Here is a 19835-nt window from a genome sequence, read left to right as displayed (position 1 = left end):
CTCTGACTAGTTTGAGAGTAGTGTAATTTCATATGGTAGTCAAACGTCTTGTTAATCCTGTCAAACTTACTTCTTGTTTGAGAGTAGTGTAATTTCATATGGTAGTCAAACCTACTCCACCGACGACAGCATCGGAATTGTGTTTGAGAGTAGTGTAATTTCATATGGTAGTCAAACGCAGAAAGTTTAGTTTTACGAGAATGTTTGTTTGAGAGTAGTGTAATTTCATATGGTAGTCAAACAAGCTTTTTCTGTGTTAAAAGAGGAAGCAAGTTTGAGAGTAGTGTAATTTCATATGGTAGTCAAACCTTTGCTTTTTCCTGTTCTTCTTTGTATTGGTTTGAGAGTAGTGTAATTTCATATGGTAGTCAAACCGATTTTTTTATGTAGTGATTTGAGGTTTGGTTTGAGAGTAGTGTAATTTCATATGGTAGTCAAACATTATGAAGAGTGGACCTTTAGCGGTTGCTGTTTGAGAGTAGTGTAATTTTATATGGTAGTTTTTTGTGGTTTCAGAGTGAAAGATATTACTGTTAATGGAAGAGAAACATAAAGTTTTTGTAATATGATGTGTTCTGTTAAATTTAGGTTCTACATAGAATATGGAAAGGAACAGAATAATAGGAATAGGATACTAGACTTTGTTTTCTAATAATATTGCCTTTATTGACGAAGTCATAGTGTTTGTCATGTCTTTCTCAAAAAGTTATCGATATCTATTGGTATACAGAGTGGTTATCATATGGATACTATTCTTATATAGTTGCAATGATATAGGATAGAAGGATGAGTTTGTGATGATGGATATCCATTTATTGTAGTTTGAATTAGAAAGGAAAATAGGCGAATTATCATGGCAAAAAAAGATTCAAATTTTCAAGTGAAATTCATGTCTTTTTTATTTCGTGGAAAAGAAATATTTAAACCTCTAAATACAGGTTTTATTGATGAAAAAGTCACTTGTGTTAGGGAATATGTTGCAAATGTTTATTTTTATACAAAAGATGATCATACGATTATGATTGATGCAGGTTATAACTATGACAGACTGTCGGAAAAGATGAATTGGCTTCATATCAAACCAACTGATGTCAAGGAGATTTTAATTACTCATCAAGACACAGATCATGTTGGAGCGATTGAAATAGATAGTGATAGGTTATTCAGAGAAGCAACAATATATATCGGAAAAATTGAAAATGAGTATTTGGAAGGTAGTAGATGTCGTAAAGTATTTTGGGGGTTACATAAATTACCTCAAGTGAAGATTGATAATCGGAAAGTTTTAATTGATGATGGGCAAGTATTTTATATTGGGGATATTAAGATAGAAGCTTTTCTTGTTCCTGGACATAGTTGGGGACATCTTGTATATTTGGTTGATGATGCATATTTATTTACAGGAGATACTATTTGGTTTGGAGCAGATGGAGGTTATGCATTTTTAAATACGCTTGCAGAAGATAGTAATCTTCAAATTAAATCTCTTAAAAGATTGGAAGATATCCTAAGGAAAAGAAATCTCAAATTAAAAATTATTACCGGACATACCGGATGGACGGATGACATGGACTTTGCTTTTGCTCATATCGATGAAGTTTGTAACTCATTAAGGAGAAAACCTAAAGTCCACGATCCAAAAGCGCCTTATGACGGTTTCGATGAAGCTGATGATACTGAAGAAAATGTAAAGAAAGGTTACCTAAAAATGTGAAAATTCCCCGCGTTTGTGCGGGGAATTTCTCAGTTTATCAATTTTATGACAGAATTAAAAATTGATATTTTAGACAATGGTAATATTTAAGATATAAATGTTTCTTTTACACGGCCTTTCCAAACACCGGAATCTCCGTAAAATCCGGATATTTTAACAAGTTTCAAGTTAGTTAAATCTTGTTCCAAGTCAGAAGCGAAAACACCTTTTCGTCCTAACAAAATTTCAGGATTTTTTTGTATCAATTGTGCTACGACTTGATTATGAATTTTTCCTATCTGTGATGTTTTTGCAAAAAGATGAAGTTCGTTATCGGATGTAACAGCAGCCAAATAGTGGTTTGCTCTACGGGTTGCAAACCATCCGAATAAAATTCCCATTAGTATACTGTGATTTACTTCATCATAACCATACAGTTCTTTGATATCCTCAATTCGGAATACTTCTAATCCTTCTTGGAATGTTACTATATAATTTGGAGTAATGTAACATTTCAGTTGTTTGTAGTATATGGTATCGGGAAGATTGATTTCAGACATTCCTTGTGCATAATCTTGATTTCGTTCATAAAGCTCTTTACAATATGCGATTTTATTTTCTTTTCTTACTTGTTTTTTAATGATTTTAACAAGCTCGAAAGCAGATAAAATAATTATAACTGCAACGAACAAATACGTCATCCAGTCGCCAAAATTCATTCGTTTGAAAAAGCTGTCATTTGAATATACTAAACAAAAATTTCCAAGGTATTTCATAGGATCTGTTATCGTTTTATCGCCGGTATAATCGATATAAGCTTCTGAAGCAAATTCATTCAGTTTTTCATCTGATTCTTTCACATAAGCTGTTAAGTGAATAGGTTGTATGTTTTGTGGCTCTTTTGAATATGTGGCTTCCACAAGTTTATCAAGACCGGATTCTGCCAAATCTTTATCAGAGATTCCAAATATATAATCATGAATGATGTCTTGGTCATCTCTTATTGATACAAACATATATTTACTACCGTCATCATCATTGGCAAACGGTTGACTGGCATAGATTGCATCTAAGTATACATAGTCTCCAAATGTCTGAGAATCTTCAACAAATTCTCCTGTGAAATTAAGTTTCAACATAAATATTCCTATAATACTAAAGAATAGAATGATAATCGCCAGAAGTATTGACTTTAATATTGCAACACCTCTACCTGTTTGAAACATCTTTTTTTCCATAAATAGACCTCCAATATATTATGCATTTGAATTTTGTAGTGGAATCTCTTAAAAAACTTTGTGTTTGTATTTACAGCGAAAGTTACGATATATTTTTTATGCAACTGAAATGTTGAATATTTTAAGCGAAGCAGGACAAGACATAGAATATTGAAAGAACTGGTTTGCACAAACTGTTTTTTCAAATGTAATCTATTGATTTTTCATATTCTGTATGTTCTGTTTTAATAAATAAGTTCATGTTGATTCATTTGCACTGTATCCACTCTAGTGAAGTATAAATGAATCAATTATTTTCGTCAAGTAGAAAATTATTGGATAGAATATGGTTAAATGATATAACATACCATAATATGAAGAATAAAGAATTTTCTTTCACCATGTAGTAGTTTCGTTTTTTTATAAGAGTAAATATTTTTTCTGTAAGTAGTGTTATAATGCTATTATAGGTTTTATATATACTTTAATGAACTGTGATTTAATCGTTAGGGAGGTTTATGATGAAGAAACAATGGATATCTGTTATTGGTCTGATGATAGTATTGGTAGTTTTTAGTTCGTGTGCTAATTTATTTGATAATGGCCGTTTGTCTGATAAAGATGATTTAAGTAATAAAAATGATGTGATTGAGAATCAAGTTTCCAAAGAAGATAAAACTGCTCAGGAAGCAAAATTACATAAAATATTTCAAAGAAATATTACAAAGGGTGATAATGAAGTCAGTTTTCTTTGTGAAGATTATGATAATGATGGAACTCTTGAAGCTTTTGGGGTATCCGCAGATGAGAGTACTGCTGCTGATGAACGTGTAGCAAAGTTGTATTTTATAAATGGTAAAGGAAACTGTGAGGAGATTCCTTATCCTAAAAAGGAAGATTTTGTAATAGAAACATGGGTTAAAAATGATTTTGTAGGAGACGGAGAAATAGTAGGACAAGACGATGAAAAGTTCTTTGTTTGGATAGAAAATTTTGGTGGTTCGGGCTCGTTGGCACATATCTTTGGTGTAAAAGATGGAAAGTATTTTAGAACAAATATTTCTGGGACAGTTGAGGATTTTGCAATATCAGAAGATGGGATGTATGTTGGTACAACTAGTTTTTTCAAGGATATTAACAGTCCTGATTTTGCAGGTAGAGAGTGGATGTTACATTATTTTAAGTATGATAATACTAAGGATGAATTTATTGAACTACGTTCAGAACCGGCTGATGTTTAAAATGAGAGAATAAAATGGAGATTCTGCTATCTCAATTTTATTTGAGACAATATTTAATTGGATGATATAGATTTTTTCATTTACAAAAGATGAAAAGAAAAATACTGAAGTTAATGTATTTTTCATCATTACAGAGAATCTATGATATTTGAAGAGTCATTTGTGAGTTTCCACATTGGATTTTAAACCTGGAATTTTGATTAAGGTGTAACTCTTAATAGATAATTTAAAAATTTTGATATATCCGGAAATGAATAAGTATTTACTTTTTTGATGTTTCTTTGAAGTTATGATACAGTTGCTATATCAATACACTTAGCTTATTGGCTGAATCATTAAAATTTTAGGGTTTGGTGCAGTTTTGGTATCGAGGCTTTTGTTAACAAAACTATACATGATATAGAAAAAAAGATATTGAGTGGTATGATAAAATCTGCATGAATTCATTCAGGTAAATTTGTACTCATGATTTATGGGCATTGTTACTATGTGATATTTTTAGAAAATCAGGAGGATATGGGGGATGGACGGAACAAAAATTATTTATTTAAGTATTCTTATAATATTGGGAGTTTTTTTCATTAAGAAGATGGTTAATCCGCCTGTCGGACCTCGGTATAAATTTAAAATAATTATGTTTACAATAGAAGCTGAGGAACGGCTTAAAACAACAGAACTTGGTAGTCATATTTTTACATCAAAGTCAAGAAGTAAGCTGATATTACCTTGGGAGTTTGATTTGTGGACACAAGCTGATTTGTTTGAAAACGGAATTGTTTTCAAGAGAAAAAAAAGAGAGAAAACAGTCTTTTTTTATGAATTATATGCGATACAACCTTTACTGTTAAATTCACTTTTTGTAAAAGGCAAATACTTTGGATATGCTTTTACATTTAGAGACAAGAGGGAAATTATTTTAAAAAGTTTTGATATGCATGATTTGGATGTTTTTATAGAGAAACTTTGTTTCCTCTTTCCTCCGGAAAAAGGTGTAGCGGTGATAGGAGATATTGATTAAAAATCGAATCTGTCATTTATAACTGATTATTTAAGGAAATTCTATCCTAATCCAATATTTTCAGTTGAATGGAATCACTACAATAAGATGAGATTATCAAAAAAATTCATAATCCTTATGAGTAACAGCAGATCTTTGAAGATTGTGTAATACGATACAGACGGATAGACTTAAATGATTATGGTAAGATACAGTGAAAAAGTATATAGTAATGTAGATATACACAATAATCTTTCGTTATTTGAGGTAATTAGGTAACAATGATTATCAGAAGTACAGGAGAATTTACTTAGAATATATAAAAAATAAGGAGGATATCGAATGGGAGGAAGGTTCATTTTAATTATACTAATTCTATTTTTAGGACTTAGTTTTTTAGCGATTATATCAGGAATGTATTATCATATGAAACGAGCAGTTTCAGGTGGAAAATCATTGATGGATGAAGCGGTAAACGAGAAAGAAAATACTTCAAAGATGAGATTTGGGGAATTGTTAGTATATGTATCTGTTATCCTTGTGGCATTACTTTTTGCTGTAAGATTGATAGATAGGGGTGGTTCCGGATTTTCTAATTTGGCAAAATTTATTGTTTTGCCTCCTGTCATGGCATTTTTTAATGCACGAAAGCGTACCGGGAGATCAGTGTTTATAATAATGACTGTTGTGATATTTTCATTTTTTATGTGTATGGTATATATTATAATCGGTGTACCGGTAAAAGCTCCGGTGTTTACGATTAATGATACAGAAATCACGATGGCACATACAACTGTTTCCGACATCGTGTCAGGTGGATTTGATATCTATATCAAGCAGAATGATTCTTATGATATGGATTATGATACAATACTTTCTTCCGGAGCTTTTCAAAAGTATCCTTGTGATAGGAGTGTTCTTGTCGAAAAAGGTTTTAGACGAAATAGTAATACCATATACGATTCTCCTTATCTTCTTGTAAAAGATGGTGTTGTGATGGGCGGTATCGGTCTTTATGGGGAAAAAACTAAGGAGATTGTATTGGAAGATTGTAAAATTATCCAATTTAAATGTGATGAAAATTGTATTACGTCAGCAAGAGAAAATGCTATGAATTATCGTCTTGATAATATGGAGTTGCTCAGTTTGTTAAATTTGGAAACATTGCAAAAAACATTTGATGAGAAATTGTGGTTAGTTCCTCCGAGTAATACGAAAGATGTCACACAGTTACATTATGGTATTAAATGGTCATCATGGAGTGATCATCTTTTTTGGAATGAGTATTATGCTTACATTGATTTTGATGAGAGAAATTATATGACAGGATTTGAGGTTTCAACTGAAGTAGCACGTGATGGGAATGAGTGAGGTCGTGAATATGAAGAATCAAAAAATAAAATATCTTTTGTACTTGATATGTTTACATGGTGTTTGTATATTTTTTACAGTAAGTTGTTTTTTATTTCCAAAATGGGGATATTGGGTTAAACATTCACGTTTTTTAAATTCAAGTTTCCCGGTTTATCCGATGATGATTATATCGATATTTCCATTGTTTTCTGTATTGCCATATTTTGTTCAATATGACTTTCCAAATTCACCTACAAGGAAAAAAGTGATATTTGCAGTAATACTAATTACTAATGTCATTTTGATATTAACATATACTGCTTTTCTTCATAAAATGATGGGATAGTACAATACAAGGAGTATAAGTTGGTAAAAAATTAAAATTTAAATTATTATAGTTATTATAATGAGAGAGGATGAAAAGTTATGAGTAATGTATTAAAAAATCCGTTCAATAAAACAGTAGAAGATTTTGAGAAAGAGTTTTGTGGAGAAGTTGTTGAATTGTTGATTGTTACCTTAAAAAGTGTGAGTGGTGCAGCAGCCTTAAAAGATGGTTATGATCGTCCGTGTACTCATTTTACTGCATGTGTAAATGTTGAAACAAATGAATTTTCTACTGTTGAAGGGCGTCTGGAATGGTTGGTTAGTCCTGAGGAAAAAGAGAAAAAAGGTTGGATTTACACCTTTGAACCATATAAAATACATCATATTAGATGTAGAAAAAGACCTCCTATGATATTGGAACCATATATGGGAGAAGTATTAAACAACTGCTACGCTCTACTGGATTATATTGATGATAGTGCCTCGGATAATAGATTAGAAGCATTGATTGAAGAGTATTTAAAACCGGTTGTTATCAAAGACACAATAGGGGAGTTTATATTAAACAGAGCGTATTCAAAGTTTGAAGGAAGTGTTGATTTTAATGGAAACAGAGTTAGAGTAATGTTCGATGCAAATCAAGATGGAAATGTGCCTCCGAAATCTTTTTCACATCTAAAAAGATTTACTGAAAATATAGAAGAACGAGATTCGAAAATACGAGAATTTATCGTGAAAGATTTGTGGGAAACAGCTGAAGATTGGATAGATTCTGAGGAAGAAGATGATTTAACAGAAGAGTATTTTTATCATTCATTATATCTGGGAGAGTTATCTGTCAGTGAGTTGGGTGAGATGACATTGTATTATGGAGATGAAAAGGAAATTTTTGCAGGTCATGCGATAGAAGTTCGTATTGATGTCGATGGAGAGATAGAAAACACGACATTGGTGGGATAGTATAGCGAAAATTTCATACAAGTAGTTTTCACAAAAAATATGGTATAATGAAGATTTTAAAAAATAATACTGAGGGTGTGTTACTTTGTTTTGCAATTCTCGAACAGTTTATATTTTGTGGTTGATGTTAACTTATTGGAATAAAGTTGAACGATAAGAAAAAATCAAAGAATTTTTACAAGATTGGGATAATGCGTTTTTGACAATCGGTAAGGAAAATTTTATTAAACCGGGAAACTAAAAAATTATTTTTTCATATCTATATGGATGTATTTTAAGTGGTGATGTATATACTGAAGATATAAGCGAGGAGGCCTTTTGATGCTCAACTATTTAAAAGCACTTAGAGTAGCAATGATTGCTCATAAAGGACAAAAGGATAAGGGAGGGAAACCATATATTTTTCATCCGTTAAAGGTCTCTTTTGGTGAAAAAGGAATGAATGAGAAAATTGTTGCTTTGTTGCATGATGTTGTTGAAGATGCGGATACTCTGATGGAAAAATTAAACTTCCTTACAGATGAACAAAAGGAAGCTTTAAATCTTTTGACACATGATAAAAAAGTTCCTTATTTTGATTATATCAATAATTTGAAATGTAATGAAATTGCGAGAGTTGTTAAATTGAGTGATCTTAGACATAAGTCAAATTCAAAGAGACTAAAGACGGTTTCAGAAAAGGACAAAAACGAATGGAGAAGTATATAATAGCACAAGATAATTTAACAAAAATACTGTAATAAGGGGGTGATAGTGTTGATTTGGGAAGTTAAGAAATTGTCGGAAACTGAAGCAAATATCAGTATCGCATATGGAGTGAATAATAATCTTGACGGCATCATATCCTATGATAAGGATAAGAAAAAATTTGAAGTTTCAAAGAAGTCAAAAGCATTAGATATGCCAGATTCACAGAGAATTTTTCAGTATTTGCACTCAATGATTGCCGATGATACACTGTCACAACAACTGTATAGAATCTGTATAGGTTAAAAGCACTGTAAAAGGTGCTTTTTTATTGTCCTGAGTACGATGATACTAAACTAATTTTTTGACATAGAAAGTTTAATTATATGATTTAAATTAATTCGTCAATATTGATAATCAATATTGACGAATTAAAGATAGAGATATAACATAGTTATAGACGCAACCGTCGATGTAGATAAGATAGGAAGGTATAGTGATACAAAATAATGAAACAGTAGAGTAATAAAGTAATTAAAAGAGAAATGTTGTAACTTTACAGTTTCAAAGAAACTTAAGATTTACTTGAATAAATAAGTATTTTGATATTGAAGAATAGAAAGGAGTAAAAAATGGATGTATATAAAAAGATGTTCAAATATGTTCCGGAATCTAAAGTCAATGGTTACATATCAATCATAATGTCTGCTATATCTGCATTTGTTTTGGTATATGGATACTATTTGATGTTTGAATGTTTGAATGAATTGATTGTAAATTCCGATTTTGAAAATGCGAAACTATATGCAATTCGCATTGTGATTTATTTTACTTTGAGTGCAATCTTATATCTTGTGTCAGGACTTTTTTCTCATATGCTGGCATTTCGCTTAGAAACGAATTTGAGAAAAAAAGGTATTGACGGATTGATGGATGCGAGTTTTCGTTTTTTTGATTTAAATGCATCAGGCTTTATTAGAAAAACGATTGATGATAATGCAGCAAAAACTCATACAGCTGTAGCGCATATGCTCCCTGATAATACTCAAGCAGCCTTGGTTCCGATTTTATCACTGATACTCTCATTTGCTGTAAGTGTCCGTGTAGGGATTATCATTTTGGTTCTCAGTATATCGTGTGCATTGTTGCTTAAGGGAATGATGGGAAACGGAGAATTTATGAAGTTGTACCAAGCTTCTCTTGATAAATTGAGTGCTGAGACGGTAGAGTATATTCGTGGAATGCAGGTAGTAAAGATATTCGGAACAAAGGTAGAATCCTTCAAATCCCTCTATACGGCAATTATGGATTACTCAAAATATGCATATCAGTATTCTCTCAGTTGCAAAAAACCATATGTTTTGTATCAGTGGATTTTCTTGGGAATTGTTGCGATTGTATCAATACCGTCTGCATTTTTTCTTACCGGATTGGAAGAACCAAAATTTGTTGCTGTGGAATTTATTATGGTCTTTTTGTTAAGCGGAGTAATGATGGTTTCTTTTATGAAGATTATGTGGGCGGGAATGAATATATTTAATGCGGGATATGCAGTAAAAACATTGGAAGAACTCTATGATAAGATGCAGTTGGATAAGCTTTGCTATGGTCAAAGAAATATTTTTGAGAATTTCAATATAGAATTCGAAAATGTTACTTTTTCTTATAATGAAAATAAAGTGCTGGAAAATGTATCTTTTTCATTAGACGAAAAAAAATCATATGCATTGGTTGGACACTCAGGCTCAGGAAAATCAACAATTGCAAAACTTTTATCGGGATTCTATAAAGTGGATAGCGGCGTTATCAAAATAGGTGGGTATCCATTGGAATCTTACACGAAGGAAGCTGTTGTCGAAGCGATTTCATTCATATTTCAAGATAGCAAATTATTTAAGAAATCTATTTATGAGAATGTATCTTTAGCTGACAAAAATGCTACAAGAGAAGAAGTTTTGAATGCTATGAAATTAGCCGGGTGTGATGAGATTATAAATAAATTTCCTAATAAAGAGAACACGATTATCGGTTCTAAAGGTGTCTATCTGTCCGGTGGTGAAAAACAAAGGATTGCAATTGCGAGAGCGATATTGAAAAAATCAAATATTATCATTATGGATGAAGCAAGTGCTTCCATTGATTCAGATAATGAATATGAACTTCAGAAAGCATTTAAAAATTTAATGAAAGATAAAACAGTCATTATGATTGCTCACAGACTGACAAGCATTAAGTCAGTGGATGAAATCCTTGTTTTGGAACACGGAAAGATTGTAGAACGAGGAAACAGCAAGCAGTTGTTGGAGAAAAACGGTTTGTATCACAAGCTGCTTGCTCTTTACAATAGCGCAAATGATTGGAGGGTTGCAAATGAAAAATTATTATAAAAAGCGATTCTGTTTGACAGATAAAGGGGCTGAAAATCTTGTAAAGGCAACTGTAGCTTGTTTTTTTACCTATTGTGTCAATCTTTTGCCGATGTTTTTATTAATGATGATTGTAGATCAATTGGTTTTGAATCATATAAAAAATCCTATCTTTTATATAGTTGTTGCCATCGTCACACTGATTTTGATGTACTTATTGCTATCCAAAGAATATGTTAATTTGTATAATGCAACTTATGAAGAAAGTGCGAATCTTAGAGTCGGAATTTCAGAAACATTATCAGAACTGCCAATTGCATATTTTTCAAAACATAATTTGTCCGATCTTTCTCAGACAATTATGTCAGATGTAGAGAGAATTGAGCATGCAATCAGTCATTCTATCCCAAAAGTTTTGGGGATGGGATTGTTTTTTCCAATTATGGGAATTTTGATGCTGATAGGAAATGTGAAAATGGGATTGGCAGTTATCATTCCAACCTTGGTCAGTTTTGTTTTTATTCCCCTTGGAAAAAATAATCGGACTAAGGCATCTACCAAATATTATGATGTGCTGAGGGAGAATTCTGAGAGCTTTCAAGAAACGATAGAATTACAACAGGAAATCAGCAGTTTCAATTTGACTGAAACATTTAAGGATACTTTGTATCGTCAAATGGAAGAAAGCGAAAAAATTCATTTAAAAGAGGAGCTTGGGTCGGTTCTTCTTTTAGGAATCTCTTCTTTGTTTGCGTTTGTTAGTGTTGCGGTAGTTATTTTGGTAGGAATTATACTTATCTTAAATAATGAAATCGATTTATTATATTTGATTGGTTATATTATCGGAGCAATCAAAGTAAAAGAGTTGTTTGATATCTCTAAAGAAGGGATTTTGGAACTGTTTTATATCGATCCTGCAGTAGAACGAATTAGAGAAATTAAGAATACGGAAGTACAACAAGGGAAGGATGTAGAGATGCAAAACTTCAATGTAGAGTTTAGAAATGTTTCATTTTCTTATGATGCAGATACAGAAGTATTGAACGATGTCAGTTTTGTTGCAAAACAAAATGAAGTGACAGCATTAGTGGGTGCATCCGGATGTGGAAAGACTTCCATTTTGCGTTTAGTGTCCAGATTATACGATTGTACAGGCGGCGAAATTTTGGTTGGAGGACAGGAGATTCAAAATGTATCGACAGACTCACTTTTTCAAAAAATTTCGATTGTCTTTCAAGAGGTTACCTTGTTCAATGTGTCTGTTATGGATAATATTAGAATTGGGAGAAAAGGTGCTACTGACGAAGAAGTAAAAAAAGTGGCTGAACTGGCAAATTGTATGGATTTTATTCAAAAATTACCAAACGGTTTTGATACTTTGATAGGTGAAAACGGTGCAGAACTTTCCGGTGGGGAAAGACAGCGACTTTCTATCGCAAGAGCTTTCTTAAAAGATGCGCCGATACTTATCTTAGATGAGATATCTGCAAGTCTTGATGTGGATAACGAAAAGAAAATTCAAGAAAGTTTGAATAAGCTGATAAAAAATAAAACGGTTATCATCATATCTCATAGGCTAAAATCAATAGAAAACGTAGATAAAATTGTTGTGATTGAAAACGGTGTTGTAAAAAACATCGGAACTCATACAGAGCTGATGATGAAATCTAAACTATACAATAATTTGGTAGAAAAAACTAAATTGGCAGAAGAATTTGTGTATTAGTGCGGATAGCCAATAGGTCATTTATCAGTAAATTGAAAAGATATGATATTAAATTTTTATTGAATTTAATATCATATCTTTTTTCGTTGACAACAAATATCGATTATTTATATAGAGAATATGAGATTCTGATTGTTTATAGGGTATAGTTGTGAAGTGAGTATTTAAAATAGGACAAAATAAAATGTATCATTGTTCTTCGCAACAATTTGTATAGTTATATTACCACTCTTAAATGTTAGATATAGAGTGATATGTATCAGCGCTGATAATTGAAACAGAATAATAGAAATAAACAGTGGTATAAAAACTGATACGTGTATATTTTTCGATTAAAATAAAAACAGAACCGAAAAATGGTTCCAAGGCCTGAGGCTATAATTGCCAGATGGGGTAACCAATTTCGGTTCTTTTTGAAGAGTAACATAACTAATAAAGATGTCAAAGGAAAAATTTGTTTGACTTTTTGTAATTCATTTCCTATAATATAAAGAAAGATTTGTGTCAAATAGAATAGTTTGTCAGAGATGGGAATTAGTATCTTTATTTTACTTACATTTAGAGAAGAAGCGGTTGGTGAAAGCTTTTGTTAGTGATAAAGAGAAGCTCTCCTTGAGAATTTTCGTAATGGAAAACGGTATGGAATCCCGTTATCGGTTCTAATAAGATAGTTTGGTAATATAAGCTTTCAAACTGGAGTAAGGTGGTACCGTGATGATGAGTCGCCCTTATGTCATAAATAAATATGACATGAGGGTATTTTTTATTTTTGGTTATTAGAATTATTGGTAGTATTTGTTTTATGTTTTTTGTTATATGAGAAGATTGATGAAGATGATTTTCGAATCTTTAGAATCGAAGATAGTATCTATGTCAATTTATAGAAGAATCGTATTTTGAAAAAGAGGAGTAGAAAAATGGAGTTAAAATTTAAGTCTGTTAATGAGATCAGAAAAAGTTATTTAGATTTTTTTGCAACTAAAGATCACTATGTGAGTCCAAGTTTTCCTTTAGTTCCAATTAATGATAACAGTCTATTACTTATTAATGCAGGAATGGCACCTCTCAAGAATTATTTTATGGGAATTGAAAAACCGCCAAAAAATAGAATGGCTACCTGTCAAAAATGTATTCGTACAGGAGATATTGAAAATGTGGGAATTACTGCTCGACATGCGACTTTTTTTGAAATGTTAGGAAACTTTTCTTTTGGTAATTATTTCAAAAATGAAGCAATTGCATGGGCATGGGAATTTGTTACCACTGTTTTGGAAATCAGTCCGGAATTTTTATGGGTAACTGTGTATGAAGAAGATGATGAAGCGTATAATATATGGAGAGATAAAATCGGTGTTTCAGAAGATAGGATTGTAAGATTAGGAAAAGATGATAACTTTTGGGAAATAGGAACTGGAACAGGTCCGTGTGGACCTTGTTCGGAAATTTACATCGATAGAGGAATTGAATTCGGTTGTGATGACGAGAATTGTAAACCCGGATGTGACTGTGATCGTTTCTTGGAATTTTGGAATTTAGTATTTACTCAATTTAATAAGGAAGAAGATAAGACTTTGACTCCATTGCCTCATCCAAATATTGATACAGGAATGGGATTAGAACGTGTAGCTTGTATGTTGCAAGGTGTGGATAGTATTTTTGATATTGATACTATGCAGGATATTATTCATAAGATTGAAGAGTTATTACATGTGAAATATCGAAAAGATAGGAAGAAGGATATCAGCATCCGTATTATTACAGATCATATTCGTGCAGTAACTTTCTTGATTGGAGATGGTGTTATTCCATCTAATGAAGGCAGAGGATACGTTCTTCGCAGACTTCTTCGTAGGGCTGCAAGACATGGGAAATTATTAGGTATGGACAGACCGTTTTTACATGAATTGATGTCAAAAGTTATTGAAATCAATGCTGATGCATATCCAGAATTGAAGGAAAAACAAGAATATATTTACAAGGTAATTAAAGTAGAGGAAGAAAAATTTGAAGAGACGATTTATCAAGGGTTAGAAATTTTGAGAGAAGAGATGAATCGTATGAAAGAAACTAATGAAACGATGATGAGTCCTGAAAAGGCATTTCGTCTTTATGATACGTTTGGATTTCCATTTGATTTGACAAAAGAGATTTTGACAGAGGAAGGATTTTCTGTGGAGGAAGACGGTTTCTATGAAGAAATGGAAAAACAACGCAGTCGAGCAAGAAGTGCCAGAAAAGACAGTGATAATGATGGTTGGAAGAAAGATAGTGTTTCATTGGATTTAGAACCTACTATTTTTGAGGGATATACAAGTTTTACAGAAGAAGCAAGTATTATCAGTATTGTTCAAGAGGATGCGTTGATTCAAACAGCGAAAAAGGGAGATAAAGCTATCTTTATTTTGAATAGAACACCGTTTTATGCGGAAAGTGGCGGTCAAGTAGGAGACATTGGAATCTTAGAGAGTCAAAGAGGAAAGGTTTCTGTACTTCAAACCAAAAAAGGAAATAATGATGTTATTATGCATATCGGGGAAGTTGTTGAAGGAGAAATTTCTGTTGGTGACAGTATGATTGCCGAGATAAACCAATCTCGTAGAAATGAAACAATGAGAAACCATTCAGCGACTCACCTTTTGCATAAAGCACTTCGTACAGTATTGGGTAATCATGTTACACAAGCTGGTTCTTTTGTAACACCAGATCGTTTGAGATTTGATTTTACCCACTTTGAAGCAATGACCAAAGAAGAAATACAAGAAGTTGAATTTGCAGTTAATAGAGCAATTTACTCTTATTTGGAAGTTACGTGTCAAGAAATGGCAATTAATGAGGCGAAGGAAAAGGGAGCAATGGCTCTCTTTGGAGAAAAATATGGACAAACAGTTCGTGTAGTATCTATGGGCGACTATTCTGTTGAACTTTGTGGTGGAACACATGTAAGCAATACTTCTGAAATTGGGATGTTTAAGATTGTTTCAGAGTCAGGAGTTGCATCCGGAGTAAGAAGAATTGAAGCGGTCACAGGAATGAAAGTATACGAAGTGTTAAAAATGCAAGAGGGTCTTTTGGAAGATTTATCTGAAAAAATGAAGACAAAACAAGAATTGTTAGCTGAAAAAGTAGAACATCAGATTGTAGATTTAAAAGAAGCAAAAAAAGAAATTGCTCAACTTAAAAATACTATTTTACAATCAAATATGGATAACATTATGTCTCATTGTATTGATGTTAGTGATTTGAAGTTATTGCCTGAAGAGTTTGAAGATGTCAATTCTGATGATTTGAGAAATATTGCTCAAAATTTGGTCGATAAGGATGATACTCTTGTGGTGGTGCTTGCTTCAAAGAAGGATGAGAAAATCAATTTCATTGCTATGGCGGGAAAAACTGCAGTAGAAAAAGGAGCACATTGTGGAAATCTTTTAAGGGAAGTAGCAAAAATCGCAAAAGGTGGCGGTGGTGGAAAAGCCAACATGGCACAAGCGGGTGGAAAAGATGTAAGTAAAATTAATGATGCACTGAATATAGCTAAAGATGTATTAATTGCTCAGTTGGTGTAAGATGAGAAGTTATGATGATATATTATGTATATAAAAGAGATGTTTAGAGTATAGAAATGGAGTATATTGTGGCAAAAAAAGTCATTTTAGGCATGAGCGGAGGAGTGGATTCTTCCGTTTCTGCGGTGCTCTTAAAAGAACAAGGGTATGAAGTTGTAGGACTTTTTATGAAAAATTGGGATGAAAAGGATGAAGGTGGGGTTTGTACAGCAACACAAGATTATGAAGATGTGATGAGGGTGGCTGGACAACTTGAAATTCCTTTTTATACGGTTAACTTTGAAAAAGAGTATTGGGACAGGGTATTTTCTTATTTTTTGAATGAATATGAACATGGAAGAACTCCAAATCCTGATGTGATGTGTAATCAGGAAATTAAATTCAATTCATTTTTGGATTATGCGCTAAAATTAGAAGCTGATTATATTGCAATGGGGCATTATGCCGGTGTGATGGAAAAAAAAGGAAGGTATTATCTTAGAAGAGGAAAAGATAATAACAAAGATCAAAGTTATTTCTTGTCTCGAATTACAGAAGAAGCTCTTTCTAAAACGATTTTTCCGATTGCTGATTTGGAAAAGTCAGAAGTAAGGGAACTTGCAGAAAAACATAACCTATATACTGCAACGAAAAAGGATTCGACAGGTGTTTGTTTTATAGGAGAAAGAAATTTTGATAAGTTTTTGGATCAATTCTTAAAACCAAACCCGGGACCTATGTTAACTGTAGATGGACAAAAGATAGGTGAACATACCGGTTTGATTCATTATACAATAGGTCAGCGTAAGGGAATTGGAATTGGTGGTGTTGGAAGTGGAGAACCTTGGTTTGTAGCGGGAAAAGATTTGAAAAAGAATATTTTGTATGTTGCACAAGGGGAACAACATCCATCTTTATATACAACAGAGTTGTTGGGAGAGGATGTAGTATGGATTACGGAAAAACCCAAATTCCCGTTTAGGGGAACAGCTAAGTTTCGTTATCGACAAAAAGATATTCCGGTAACAGTGTATGAGCATCCGGATGGACAGGTAAGAGTGGTGTACGATGAACCGGTACGCTCCATTACTCCCGGACAGTTTGCTGTTTTTTATGATGAAGAAATTTGTTTGGGAAGTGCCATTATTACAAAAGGAAAACCCTTGAATGCAAATTATGAGTTTTTACATCACATTGGAGAGTAAATTAATATTTTAAAATGTATGCTTTGATGTCAAAATGACATTTGTTGTAAAAATAACATAAGTAGTCTATAATAGAGAAAAAAGTAGGGGGGCGTTTGTTTTATGCGTTTTTACAATACATTAACTCGAAGAAAAGACGAGTTTGTACCTATTGAAAAGAATAAGGTAAAAATGTATTCTTGTGGACCGACAGTATACAATTATTTTCATATTGGTAATGCAAGACCGTTTATTATTTTTGATACATTGAGAACTTATTTGGAGTACAGAGGATATGAAGTTACTTTTGTTCAAAATTTTACGGATGTAGATGATAAAATCATCAATCGTGCGAATGAGGAAGGAATCTCACCTTTGGAGGTAGCGGACAAATATATCAAAGAGTATTTTATTGATGCAGATGGTTTGGGAATTAGAAGAGCAACCGTTCATCCAAGAGTAACGGAATGTATTGAGGATATTATTGAGTTTATAAAAGAATTGATTGAAAAAGGGCATGCTTATGAGATTGATGGTGATGTTTATTATGATACCAAAAGTTTTGATGGGTATGGAAAGCTGTCACGACAAAATATGGAAGAGTTGAATGCCGGAGTTAGAATTGATGTTGACGATAGAAAAAAAAGTCCTTCTGATTTTGCACTTTGGAAGAAGAAAAAAGAAGGAGAAATAGGTTGGATTTCTCCTTGGGGTGAAGGAAGACCCGGATGGCATATTGAGTGTTCCGTTATGAGTCGAAAGTATTTAGGAGATACAATTGATATTCATTCAGGTGGTCAGGATTTGACATTCCCTCATCATGAGAATGAGATTGCTCAAAGTGAAGGGCGATCAGGGAAAGAATTTGCTCATTATTGGCTCCATAACGGATATATTAATATCAATAATCAAAAAATGAGCAAGTCGTTGAATAATTTTTTCACAGTAAGAGAAATTTCTGAAGAAATAGATTTGGAAATAGTTCGTTTCTTTTTATTAAGTGCACAATATCGCAATCCGGTAAACTTCAGCCAAGACTTGCTGGATGCAGCAAAAGCTGGAATGGAAAGATTATACAATACAAAGCATAAAGTTGAGTTTTTGTTGGAACAGGCACAGGGTATGATAAACGAAGATGAAAAAGAATCGATGTCCAAATTGCCTTCTTATCGAGATTTGTTTATTGAAGCGATGGATGATGATTTGAACACTGCAGACGGCATTTCAGCTATTTTTGAATTGTCTAAATTTATCAACACTACTGTAAGTGAAAAAAGTTCTAAGGAGTATTTACAGGAATGCTTAAATATTTTCTGTGAGTTGACAAATGTATTGAATATTATTCAAAAGAAAAAAGCTGATGGATTGGACGAAGATAAAATCAATGAATTGATTGAACTTAGAAATCTAGCTAAGAAAGAGAAGAACTTTGCCGAAGCAGATCGAATCAGAGGGCAGTTGCATGATATGGGAATAGAAGTTTTAGATACAAGGCAGGGTACTACATGGAAGAAAATAGATTAGAAAAAGAATTGTTTCCATTACATTCTATTAATCCGATTGTACTTGCTTTTATGGGAGATTGTGTTTATGAGTTTGCAATCAGAGATTATGTTATTCGTAAATTTCCCAATATGAAAATACATGCTGTGCATCGAAAGGCTGTTTCTTTTGCAAAAGCAAGCAGTCAAGCAAATGTTGTCCAAAAATTACATGAAATGGATTTTTTAACAGAAGAGGAATGGGCTTGGGTAAAAAAAGGAAGAAATCAACATTCTATGATTCCTAAGAATGCATCCCCTATGGAATATCGTTATGCTACGGGGTTTGAGACGTTATTGGGATATTTGCATTTTGTGAATCAACAAGATAGAATTCGTTTGCTGGTGGAAGAGGCAATAAAGATTGTGGGAGTATAGAGAACGAAATAAGGAGTCTATTGACAATAGACTCCTTTTGGCGTGAATTGGAGGTTATATGTATATTATTGTAGGACTTGGTAATCCGGGGAAAAAATATGAGAGAACAAGACATAATATCGGTTTTTTGACAATAGATGAATTATCAAGAAGAACGGGGATTATTCCTAATAAGCTTAAATTCAAAGCATCTGTCGGAGAAGGTAGAATTGGAACAGAAAAAGTGGTTTTGGTTAAACCACAAACATTTATGAATCTTAGTGGAGAATCTGTAAGAGAGCTTATGTCTTTCTATAAGGTAGACCATGATAAATTGATTGTGATTTATGATGATATTGATTTGGAAGTTGGAAAACTTCGTATTCGTAAGAAAGGAAGTTCCGGGACACACAATGGAATGAGAAATATCATTTATTTATTGGGATATGACGATTTTCCTAGATTTAGAGTAGGAATCTCCGGTGAAAATAGGAGAGGAAATCTTGCAGATTATGTTTTGGGAAATTTTTTGAAAGAAGAGATTCCTTCTGTTGCAGAATCAATTGAACGATGTGCAGATGCGATAGAATGTTTAATGAAAGACGGGATTGAATTAACTATGACGCGGTACAATGGATAGGGTG

15 protein-coding genes, 1 CRISPR repeat array and 1 other annotated feature are annotated in these 19835 nt (G+C 32.6%); of the genes, 14 read left to right on the top strand and 1 reads right to left on the bottom strand.

Annotated elements, in window-relative coordinates:
* Positions 1-9: 9 nt before the first annotated feature.
* Positions 10-506: direct repeats of the CRISPR family, unit length 36 nt; unit sequence GTTTGAGAGTAGTGTAATTTCATATGGTAGTCAAAC.
* A gap of 347 nt (positions 507-853) precedes the next feature.
* Positions 854-1714, top strand: coding sequence for an MBL fold metallo-hydrolase (locus ACO5GE_RS02310; protein ID WP_484829316.1), 861 nt, complete (start codon positions 854-856; stop codon positions 1712-1714).
* A gap of 86 nt (positions 1715-1800) precedes the next feature.
* Here the strand turns inward: ACO5GE_RS02310 and ACO5GE_RS02305 are convergent, their stop codons facing one another.
* On the bottom strand, positions 1801-2931 hold the full coding sequence (locus ACO5GE_RS02305) for a hypothetical protein (RefSeq protein WP_484829315.1): 1131 nt from the start codon (positions 2929-2931) through the stop codon (positions 1801-1803).
* 500 nt (positions 2932-3431) lie between these two features.
* Between ACO5GE_RS02305 and ACO5GE_RS02300 the strand changes: the two genes are divergently transcribed.
* The 13 genes from ACO5GE_RS02300 to pth all read left to right on the top strand — a co-directional run bounded on the left by ACO5GE_RS02300 (position 3432) and on the right by pth (position 19831).
* Complete coding sequence (locus ACO5GE_RS02300; protein ID WP_484829314.1) at positions 3432-4151, top strand: hypothetical protein; 720 nt, start codon at positions 3432-3434, stop codon at positions 4149-4151.
* 523 nt (positions 4152-4674) lie between these two features.
* On the top strand, positions 4675-5169 hold the full coding sequence (locus tag ACO5GE_RS02295; protein ID WP_484829313.1) for a hypothetical protein: 495 nt from the start codon (positions 4675-4677) through the stop codon (positions 5167-5169).
* Between the two features lie 321 nt (positions 5170-5490).
* Entirely contained in the window at positions 5491-6519 is a 1029-nt protein-coding gene (locus tag ACO5GE_RS02290; protein WP_484829312.1) for a hypothetical protein, read from the top strand.
* Between the two features lie 408 nt (positions 6520-6927).
* Positions 6928-7788 carry a DUF2262 domain-containing protein gene (locus ACO5GE_RS02285; RefSeq protein ID WP_484829311.1) on the top strand — a complete coding sequence of 287 codons (861 nt, stop codon included), beginning with the start codon at positions 6928-6930 and terminating at the stop codon, positions 7786-7788.
* 321 nt (positions 7789-8109) lie between these two features.
* A complete protein-coding gene (locus tag ACO5GE_RS02280; RefSeq protein WP_484829310.1) occupies positions 8110-8496 on the top strand; it encodes a GTP pyrophosphokinase in 387 nt (128 codons plus the stop codon).
* A 48-nt stretch (positions 8497-8544) separates the two neighbouring features.
* Positions 8545-8781 (top strand): hypothetical protein, encoded by a 237-nt coding sequence (locus tag ACO5GE_RS02275; protein ID WP_484829309.1) that lies wholly within the window; start codon positions 8545-8547, stop codon positions 8779-8781.
* Positions 8782-9107: 326 nt separating this feature from the next.
* Complete coding sequence (locus tag ACO5GE_RS02270; protein ID WP_484829308.1) at positions 9108-10862, top strand: ABC transporter ATP-binding protein; 1755 nt, start codon at positions 9108-9110, stop codon at positions 10860-10862.
* Positions 10846-12567, top strand: coding sequence for an ABC transporter ATP-binding protein (locus ACO5GE_RS02265; RefSeq protein ID WP_484829307.1), 1722 nt, complete (start codon positions 10846-10848; stop codon positions 12565-12567). Before ACO5GE_RS02270 ends, ACO5GE_RS02265 begins: the two co-directional genes overlap by 17 nt.
* A gap of 515 nt (positions 12568-13082) precedes the next feature.
* Positions 13083-13300, top strand: a binding site (T-box leader).
* 184 nt (positions 13301-13484) lie between these two features.
* On the top strand, positions 13485-16130 hold the full coding sequence (gene alaS / locus ACO5GE_RS02260) for an alanine--tRNA ligase (RefSeq protein WP_484829306.1): 2646 nt from the start codon (positions 13485-13487) through the stop codon (positions 16128-16130).
* A gap of 68 nt (positions 16131-16198) precedes the next feature.
* On the top strand, positions 16199-17314 hold the full coding sequence (mnmA, locus tag ACO5GE_RS02255) for a tRNA 2-thiouridine(34) synthase MnmA (protein WP_484829305.1): 1116 nt from the start codon (positions 16199-16201) through the stop codon (positions 17312-17314).
* Between the two features lie 102 nt (positions 17315-17416).
* A complete protein-coding gene (cysS, locus tag ACO5GE_RS02250) occupies positions 17417-18817 on the top strand; it encodes a cysteine--tRNA ligase (RefSeq protein WP_484829304.1) in 1401 nt (466 codons plus the stop codon).
* On the top strand, positions 18799-19212 hold the full coding sequence (locus ACO5GE_RS02245; protein ID WP_484829303.1) for a Mini-ribonuclease 3: 414 nt from the start codon (positions 18799-18801) through the stop codon (positions 19210-19212). The genes cysS and ACO5GE_RS02245 overlap by 19 nt, the downstream gene beginning before the upstream one ends.
* Positions 19213-19270: 58 nt before the next feature.
* On the top strand, positions 19271-19831 hold the full coding sequence (gene pth / locus ACO5GE_RS02240; protein WP_484829302.1) for an aminoacyl-tRNA hydrolase: 561 nt from the start codon (positions 19271-19273) through the stop codon (positions 19829-19831).
* The last annotated feature ends 4 nt before the right edge of the window (positions 19832-19835 follow it).

The organism is Filifactor sp. (genome assembly GCF_057248345.1).
Note: the sequence above shows the minus strand (reverse complement) of the source record. Positions and strands in the feature narration are given on the sequence as shown.